Raw genomic sequence first — 8,555 nt, forward strand, 5'->3', positions numbered from 1 at the left:
CCTGGTCGCTGCGGCCTGAGTGCCCCGGCCCGGGTGCCTCGGCCCGAGTGTGCGGGCCCGAGCCCCCCGGCCCGGGTGCCTCGGCCCTGAGTGTCCGGGCCGACCCCTACGGGGCTTCACGGGGGCTGCTCCGGGTTCTTCGGAACCCGCGGCAGCCCCCGCCCGTTTAGGCTGAACGGAGACGGTGGGACGGACCGACGACGGAGGAGCGACCTGTGGACGTGGCAGTCGTCATCGGGCTGGTGTTTGTGCTGGCCGTCCTCGCCCTGGGCACGGTCGCGACCGTGCGGGGCGTGCGAGCCGTCAAGAAGGGCGTGGAGCGCACGGGCGCGCAGGTGCGCCGTACGGTCGAGGAGACGACGCTCAAGGCCCGCTCCGCCCAGCCGGGGCCGATCGGCGAAGCCGCCCGCATCCGCCTGGAGTTGCGCACCTCGATCGACGGAACGCGCGCCGCACTGGAGGCCGGCGCCCGCGACGACGCCGGGCTCTCCGACGCGGTCCACCTGTTGGACCGCCTGCACGAGCACGCCCGCCAGCTCGATGGCGAACTGCGGCTCCTGATGGAGCACGAACCGGACAGAACGCGGGTCACCGGGAGGCTCCAGGACGCGCGTGAGCGGATGCGCCGCATCAAGGAGTCCGCCGACTCGCTGCGCTTCGCGGCCCAGGACCGGGCACGCCAGTTCGACGCCGAGGGGCTGGACGCGCTGCGAGGCCAGATCGACATCGAGTCCGGCGCCCTGCGCCACTGGACCCCGGGCCCGGCCGGTGAGGCCGACCCGACCTCGGGTGCGCCCGCCGACGCGGCAGCGCAGCGGTCCACCAGCGGAAGGAAGCGCGAGACGCCCCCCTCCACGAACCGGCGAGGCGCCGGAGAAACCGCCGGAGGAACCGAGAGCCGGCCCGAGCTCGGCCCGTCCGGGCAGGGGCTCGACCCGTCGTGGACCGACCCGACGGCCGACTGCGGGCGTACGCCGCACACGTTCGGCAAACGACCCCCGCGCAGCGCCTCCTGAGCCCGCCCCCTCACCCGCCCGATACGCTCCGTTCCATGCACGGCCGCCTCGCGATCATCACGGACTCCACCGCCTACCTGCCGCCCCAGGCCCTGCGGCGGCACGCGATCGAGGCCGTGCCGCTCACCGTCGTACTCGGTGACGAGGCGCTCGAAGAGGGCACGGAGATCTCGGCCCGCTCGCTGGAGGCCGCGCTGCGCGAACGGCGCCCCGTCACGACGTCCCGGCCCAGCCCCGACACCTTCGCCCGTGCCTACCGGGCCGCAGCACGAGCGGGGGCCGAGGGAATCGTTTCGCTGCACCTGTCCTCCGAGTTCTCCGGCACGTACGACGCCGCCCTGCTGGCGGCCAAGGAGGCCCCCGTCCCGGTGCGGGTCGTCGACACCGGCGTCGTGGCGATGGCCCTGGGTTTCTGCGCCTTGGCGGCCGCCGAGACCGCCGAGGCGGGCGGCACGCTGGACGACGCCGTGGCCGCCGCCCGGAAGCGTGCGGAGGCCACCTGCGCGGTCTTCTGCGTGGACACGCTCGACTACCTGCGCAGGGGTGGCCGGATCGGCGCGGCACAGGCCCTGCTGGGTTCGGCACTCGCCGTCAAGCCGCTGCTGGAGGTGGAGGACGGGCGCATCGGGATGCTGGAGAAGGTCCGTACCGCGTCGAAGGCCGTCGCCCGCCTCGAAGAGATCATCGTGGACCGCGCGGCGGACGCCCGGGTGGACATCGCCGTCCACCACCTGGCCGCGGCCGAACGCGCGGCCAAGCTCGCGGAGCGCTTCCGCGAGCGGGTGCACGGGCTGCGGGAACTGCACGTCAGCGAGGTGGGCGCCGTCATCGGCGCCCACACGGGTCCTGGGCTGCTGGGGGCCGTGCTGTCCGTCAGGTGAGGCTCTTCGGGCCGGAGTGCTCTCCTGGGTGCCTCGCCGCTCCACGCGGCTGCCCTCGCCCTTCCCCCGGTGTCCCCCGAGTGGGTGAGCGAGTTATCCACAACTCGCGGGTTCTCCACCGGAATCGAGCAAGATCCTCATGTGGCGAGGGGGCTGCCTACCGTCCTGGACATGAGCGAACGAGTGGGAGAGCCCGGAGCGGAGCGCGGGGTGCGGGGGCGCCCGCAGGCGTGGGCCACGGACGCGGCCGACGCGGCCTCGGCGCGCGCGGCAGCACACGGGGCACCGGGCGGCCGGAAGCCGGCGCCGCGCTGGGCCGATGGTGACGACGACGCGGGGACGACCGGCCCGCCCGGGGATCGCGGAGGAGGAGCGCCGGCCTCGGCCAGTGGCCAGGGCGGGGTGGCGGGGAGTCCGGGGGGTGCACAGGCCGGGGCGCAGGGCCCGCATGGGGAACGGGACGGCGTAGCCGTCGCGGCCGGCCGGCCCGACGTGCGCGCGGGCGGCGCGCGCAGCCGCCGGCCGGCCCGGCGCCGACCGCCCCGAGGCCCGCGGGGCAACCCGGGCACGGGCCCGGGCCGGCGGGACGGACACCGTCTCGTACGTCGCTCGCGGCGTACGGCACCCGATCCGGGAGGGCCGGCCGCCCGAGCAAGGTCGCTGCTCACCGAGCCCCCGCTCCGGGACGAGACGGCTCCGTGCCGTGAAACGGCGTCGCTTCGTGAGACGGCCTCGCTCCCGGGGGCGGCGCCCCCTCTCCACGAGGGGGCCCTGCCCCCCGGCGAACCTTTCGCCGAGCCACTCGCTGAGCCGCACGACGGGGCGGACGAGCTGCCCGAGCCACGTGCCAGGACTCGCCCTCTCGTTGAGCGGCCCGCGCCCGAGCACGAGACGTGGGCCGCGCCCCGCACCATGCCCCGGGCGGAGGCCGTCGCGGCGGCCCGCGACGCCGTCCAGCGGAGCCGCAAGCGGCTGCACCCGGGCCCGGGCCGGGAGCGTGCATGGCCGGAGGACGAGCGGAGCAGCGGCGCGGGCCGGTCGCCGGGCACCGAGCCCCGCCGTGGCGAGAGGCCGGAGCCCTCCGGGAGCAGGCAGTACGCGGGAGGACGCGCTGGAGGGCGCGCAGGAGGAGCGGAACACCTGCCGGCTGCCGCACGGCGGCACGAGGAGGAGCGCGGGGAGCAGCACGAGGAGGACGAGGACCCCGGGCCGGGCGACGGCTCCGAGCCGGGGCGGGTGGGAGGTGGGTTCTTCACCGAGCAGGACGGGGAGCGCGGAGCTCGGGCGAGGCTGCCCTGGCGGGAACGCTGGGGGCTCGCACTGGAGGAGCGGCTGCCGACGTGGCTGCGGCTGCGCTGCGGAATCGAGCCGAAGACACTGGTGGCGCTCGCGTTGGTGCTGCTGGTCGCGGTGGGGTTCGCGGTACACCACTTCTGGACGGGCCGGCCCCAGGGCGTCGCCGTCCCGAGCGCGGCAGGGGCCCCGCAAGGAGGTCCGACAGCGCGCTCACCGGGCGGCGCTTCCCCGGGGCCGGGCTCTGGCGGCGTGCCCGCGGCCTCCACCAGCGCGTCGCCGGGCAAGCGGCTCGTGGTGGACGTATCCGGAAAGGTGCGCGATCCCGGAGTCCACCGCTTGCCGGCGGGATCGCGGGTGACCGACGCGCTGGAGGCGGCGGGCGGGCTCCGCAAGGGAGCCGACACCAGTGGGCTGAACCGGGCGCGGCTGCTGGTGGACGGGGAGCAGATCGTGGTGGGGAAGCCCGGCAAGGGCGGGGCCGCCGCGCCGCCCGGCGCCACCGCGGGCGGCGGCGCGTCCACCGGCGCGGCGAGCGGCGGGCCCGCGGCACCGATCAGCCTGAGCGCGGCCACCCCGGAGCAGCTGGAAACCCTCCCGGGCGTCGGGCCCGTACTGGCCCAGCACATCGTGGACTACCGCACGGAGCACGGCGGCTTCACGTCGATCGACCAGCTCAAGGAAGTGAACGGCATCGGCGAGAAGCGGTTCGCGGACATCAAACCCAAGGTCACACCGTGAGCACGAGCCGCCGACGGGTGGCAGCCTCGGGCCCGGCTCGTCCCGACGGCCGCCCGGGCGAAGCGGAAGCAGCACAGACACCGCAGGAGCCACGGGACTTACGACTGGTCGGGCCCGCGCTGGCGGCCTGGGCGGCGGCCGCCGGAGCACTGGGCTTCTCCGGGACGCAGGCCGCGGTCGGTGTCGCCCTGAGCGGCCTGGCCGGGCTCGCGCTGGTGGCCCTCGCGCTGCGGGGCGGGAGGGCGAGGGCCGGCCCCTCCGCGCGAGCTACCACCCCGACCGCTGCTGCGGGCCGGGCGGCCCCCGGGCCCGCGGCCCGCGTCGGCCACAGGGCGCGCAGGCGCACCGTGCTCCTCGGCGCGGCGGTCAGCCTCCTGTGCGCGGCAGCCGCCGGCGGCAGTGCCGCGCTGCACGCGGCCGATCTGCACAGGGGGCCGTTGCCCGAGCTGGCCGAACAGCACACGGAGGCGACCGTCGAGGTCACCGTCACGAAAGATCCCCGGGTGACCCGGCCCCGGGTGTGGGGATCACGGCAGACGCCCGGAGTCGTGGTGGTCCAGGCGGAGGCGGTCGCCCTCGTGGCCGGGGACAACTCCAGGACCCGGCTGCGCACACCGGTACTGCTGCTGGTCAGGCTGGACGGGGAGGAGGGCGGAGCGGGGGAGGGGAGGAGCAGGGAAAGCGCAGCGCAGCGGAGGGGCGAGGCAAGCGGCCTGGACAGCGGCCCGGAGGCGAGCGCCGCGCCGTCCCGCGCCGCCTGGCTGCGGTTGCTGCCCTCCACCCGCCTCCGGGTGCACGGCGACCTCGTGCCACCCGACTCCGACAGACGAGGAGGCGGGGACATCGCGGCGGTGCTGCGGGCGGACTCAGGTCCGCCCGAGGTCGTCGGGCGACCGATAGCCGTGCAACGGGCCGCGGGCCGGCTCCGCGCCGGGTTGCGGAGTGCCGTCACCGGTCTGGACGAGGACGCGCGGGGGTTGTTGCCGGGGCTGGTGGTCGGCGACACCTCCGAGTTGAGCCGGGATCTCGAGGAGGCCTTCCGCGCCACGGACATGACGCATCTGCTCGCTGTGAGCGGGGCGAACCTGTCGATCCTGCTGGTCGTGCTCATCGGTCCGCCGGGGCTCGCGCACCGGGCGGAGCGGCGGGGGCTCGCTCCCCGGCTCGGGCTTCCGCTGCGGACCACGGCGGTGGTCGCGGCCATGCTGACGCTGGGCTTCGTCGTGGTGTGCAGACCGGAGCCGAGCGTGTTGCGGGCGGCGGCCTGCGGGCTGATCACGGTCTGGGCGATCGGCACGGGGCGGCGGCGTTCGCTGTTGCCCGCCCTGGCCGCGGCGGTGCTGGTGCTGGTCTTCTACGACCCCTGGCTGGCGCGGGACTTCGGCTTCCTGCTCTCCGTGCTGGCCACCGCGTCCCTGTTGACGGTGGCGCCCTGCTGGTCTGAGGCCCTGCGCAGGCGAGGGTGTCCGGGCAGGCTGGCGGAGGCCCTGGCCGCGGCAGCCGCGGCGCAGGCCGGATGCGCGCCGGTGGTCGCGGTGCTGGCGGCGCACGTGAGCCTGGTGGCGGTGCCGTGCAACCTGCTGGCGGAGTTCGCGGTCGCGCCGGCCACCGTGCTCGGGTTCGCCGCGCTGGTGGCCGCGCCGCTCGCGATGCCGGTGGCCAAGGCACTGGTGTGGCTGGCGAGCTGGCCGGTGGAGGCCATCGCGGGCATCGCACGGACGGGTGCGGAGTTGCCCGGCGCGGAGATCGGCTGGCCGGGGTCCTGGGCGGGGGCGCTGGGGCTCGCGGCGCTGCTGGCGGGGCTGTTCCTGGTGGCCGCCCGGCTGCGGTTGCCGTACCGGCCGTGGTGGTGTGCCGCGTGCGTGCTGGCACTGCTGGTGGCGGTGGTGCGGCCGGTGCCGCTGGTCCGGCCGTTCACGGGATGGCCGCCGACGGGATGGCGGATGGTCGCGTGCGACGTGGGCCAGGGCGACGCGCTGGTGCTGGCCGTGGACGCGGAGCGGGGTGGGGCGGGCGGAGCCGTGGTGGTGGACGCGGGGCCCGATCCCGCAGCGGTCGACCGGTGTCTGAGCCGGCTCGGTGTGACGTCGGTGCCGTTGGTCGTGCTGACGCACTTCCACGCCGATCATGTGGCGGGCCTGACGGGGGTGTTGCGGGGCAGGAAGGTGGGAGCCATCGAGACGACGGGGCTGGCACGGCCCCCAGGGCAGGCGGAGTTCGTGCGCGAGGCGGCACGGCGGGCGGGGGTGCCGGTGCTCACCGCCCACGCGGGCGAGCGGCGCCGCGTCGGAGACCTCCGGTGGGAGGTGGTGTGGCCCCAGGCCACGGGAGGCGGTCTGGCGGAGGGGAGCGGCGGCAGCGACGGGAGGAGCGGCGAGGCTGACGGGGAGAGCGGGGAGAGCGGGGAGGGCGCCAACGACGCGAGTGTCACACTCCTCGTCCGTACGGCGGGCCTCAGCCTGTTTCTGCCCGGCGATCTGGAGCCGGAAGCGCAGCAGGGCCTGCTGGCACTGCGGCCTGACCTGCCGCGGGCGGACGTGCTGAAGGTGGCGCACCACGGTTCACGCTTCCAGGATCCCGAGCTGCTGCGGCGGCTGCGCCCGCGGGTGGCCCTCGTCTCGGCGGGGCGGGACAACCCCTACGGGCATCCGGCCCCCGAGACGCTGGATGCGCTGGCCTCCGCGGGGGCGCTGGTCGCGCGGACGGACCGCAACGGGGCACTGGCGCTGGTGCGGCGCCCCGACGGCACCCCTGCCGTGGTCACCCAGCGGGGCGACCCGGTCGCGGCGGGAGGGACCCCGGGCCACACAGCGGCGTCGGCACGCGGTGACGGCGGACCACACGGTGGCGGAGCGCTCGATGGCATCGGGGTACGCGGCGACGGCGGGGTACGGCGCGCGTGCCGGGCGGCTCAGTCGGTCTCCAGCCAGCCCTCGTGTTCCTCCGCGAGGGAGGCCAGGACAGCGGTGTCGTAGGCGGCGTGCGGGTCTTCGAGGACGACCAGCCACTGTGCGTCCTCGGCGTCGTCCTCCCCGGCGAGGGCGTCGCGGACCAGTTCGGGCTCCTCCGGGAGGCCGAGCCGCAGATCCAGCTGGAGGGCCACTTCCTCGGCCGCGTCCCTGTCGGGCAGTACCAGTACATGCCGCACGTCGCTCACCGTCACCGGGGCATTCTCCCAGCGGAGGGCCCTGCCGGGTCGGCTGGGGCCCGGTTGCTCCTGGCTCGGTTGCTCCTGAGGGGCAGACCACCGGGAGTGGGACCAAGCCTGGCGTGGAGGGCGTGGAGGGCGTGGAGGGCGGGGACGGGGCCGGGAGGTGCTCAGCTGTCGGTGCGGCGTGGGATCCTGATCGGGATGGCTGCGCGTAAGAAGACCTCCGACGATCCGCTGGCCCCCGTGACCCTCGCGGTGGGCCAGGAGGAGCTGCTCATCGACCGGGCCGTGCGGTCTGTGATCGAGGCGGCGCGGGCCGCCGACGCCGACACCGATGTGCGTGATCTCGCGTCGGGGGAGCTCCAGCCGGGCACGCTCGCCGAGCTGACCAGCCCGTCGCTGTTCGCCGAGCGGAAGGTCGTGGTCGTGCGCGCGGCTCAGGACCTGGCGGCGGAGACGGTCAAGGACGTGAAGGCGTACCTGTCCGCGCCGGTGGAGGAGATCACCCTCGTTCTCGTGCATCCGGGCGGCGCGAAGGGCAAGGGACTGCTGGACGCCGCGCGCAAGGCGGGCGCGCGCGAGGTCGAGTGCCCGAAGATGACCAAGCCGGCCGACCGGCTGGCCTTCGTGCGCGGCGAGTTCCGGACGCTGGGGCGTTCGGCGACGCCCGAGGCGTGCCAGGCGCTGGTCGACGCCATCGGCAGCGACCTGCGGGAGCTGGCGTCCGCCTGCACGCAGCTTACCGCCGACGTGGAGGGGACGATCGACGAGGCCGTGGTCGGCCGCTACTACACGGGCCGGGCGGAGGCCTCCAGCTTCACCGTCGCCGACCGGGCGGTCGAGGGCAGGGCGGCCGAGGCGCTGGAGACGCTGCGCTGGGCGGTGTCCACCGGTGTCGCGCCGGTGCTGATCACCAGCGCGCTGGCCCAGGGGGTGCGGGCGATCGGCAAGCTGGCCGGCGCCCCGCGCGGGGCGCGCCCCGGCGACCTGGCGCGGGAGCTGGGCATGCCGCCGTGGAAGATCGACCGCGTGCGTCAGCAGATGCGCGGGTGGACGCCGGACGGCGTGGCTGCCGCGCTGCGGGCCGTCGCGGAGGCGGACGCGGCGGTCAAGGGCGCCGGCAGCGATCCGGAGTACGCGCTGGAGAAGGCCGTCGTCACCATTGCGGGCGCCGCCCGCTCCCGCTGATCCGAAACCCGGCCCGTTCCCGCCGGCCTCCACATCCCAGCATCCCCACCTCTCCGCGTCTCGCCGGCTGCCGCCGACCTATGACCCCGCCCCTTCCCGCTGACCCGAGCCCTCCCCGTTCCCTCCCGACATCCGGGCCCCGGCCCCGCCGGGCGTAGGTGCCACTAGGCCGTTTCTGATGGCTCTTGGTGATGGATCGGTGTGGTGCTGGGCAGGTGTCCTGCATGGTGCGACGGCATGAGCTGAGTGATGCGCAGTGGCTGAAGATCGAGCCGTTATTGCCGG

General features: G+C 75.7%; 6 protein-coding genes. 5 read left to right on the forward strand and 1 reads right to left on the reverse strand.

All coding sequences use genetic code 11. The annotated features are described in order from the left end of the window. Positions 1-215: 215 nt before the first annotated feature. From DTL70_RS08680 to DTL70_RS08690, 4 genes are all read left to right on the forward strand, one after another. Complete coding sequence (locus tag DTL70_RS08680; RefSeq protein WP_181860839.1) at positions 216-1,016, forward strand: hypothetical protein; 801 nt, start codon at positions 216-218, stop codon at positions 1,014-1,016. A gap of 35 nt (positions 1,017-1,051) precedes the next feature. Continuing rightward, the gene (locus tag DTL70_RS08685) at positions 1,052-1,897 is read left to right on the forward strand and encodes a DegV family protein (protein ID WP_114021270.1); all 846 of its coding nucleotides are present in this window, start codon (positions 1,052-1,054) and stop codon (positions 1,895-1,897) included. A gap of 912 nt (positions 1,898-2,809) precedes the next feature. After that, positions 2,810-3,931, forward strand: coding sequence for a ComEA family DNA-binding protein (locus DTL70_RS34160; protein ID WP_245979139.1), 1,122 nt, complete (start codon positions 2,810-2,812; stop codon positions 3,929-3,931). Positions 3,932-4,278: 347 nt separating this feature from the next. Then, positions 4,279-6,906 carry a ComEC/Rec2 family competence protein gene (locus DTL70_RS08690; RefSeq protein WP_425470331.1) on the forward strand — a complete coding sequence of 876 codons (2,628 nt, stop codon included), beginning with the start codon at positions 4,279-4,281 and terminating at the stop codon, positions 6,904-6,906. Here DTL70_RS08690 and DTL70_RS08695 read toward each other — a convergent pair. Then, positions 6,843-7,088: a hypothetical protein gene (locus DTL70_RS08695; protein ID WP_114021296.1), complete on the reverse strand. Its 246-nt coding sequence runs from the start codon at positions 7,086-7,088 to the stop codon at positions 6,843-6,845. The two genes, DTL70_RS08690 and DTL70_RS08695, sit on opposite strands and share 64 nt — an antisense overlap. 195 nt (positions 7,089-7,283) lie before the next feature. On the opposite strand from DTL70_RS08695, the gene holA reads away from it, so the two are divergent. Continuing rightward, positions 7,284-8,270 (forward strand): DNA polymerase III subunit delta, encoded by a 987-nt coding sequence (holA, locus tag DTL70_RS08700; protein ID WP_181860840.1) that lies wholly within the window; start codon positions 7,284-7,286, stop codon positions 8,268-8,270. Positions 8,271-8,555 lie beyond the last annotated feature (285 nt).

The sequence above is a fragment of the Streptomyces diacarni genome (genome assembly GCF_003323715.1).
Lineage (GTDB): Bacteria > Actinomycetota > Actinomycetes > Streptomycetales > Streptomycetaceae > Streptomyces > Streptomyces diacarni.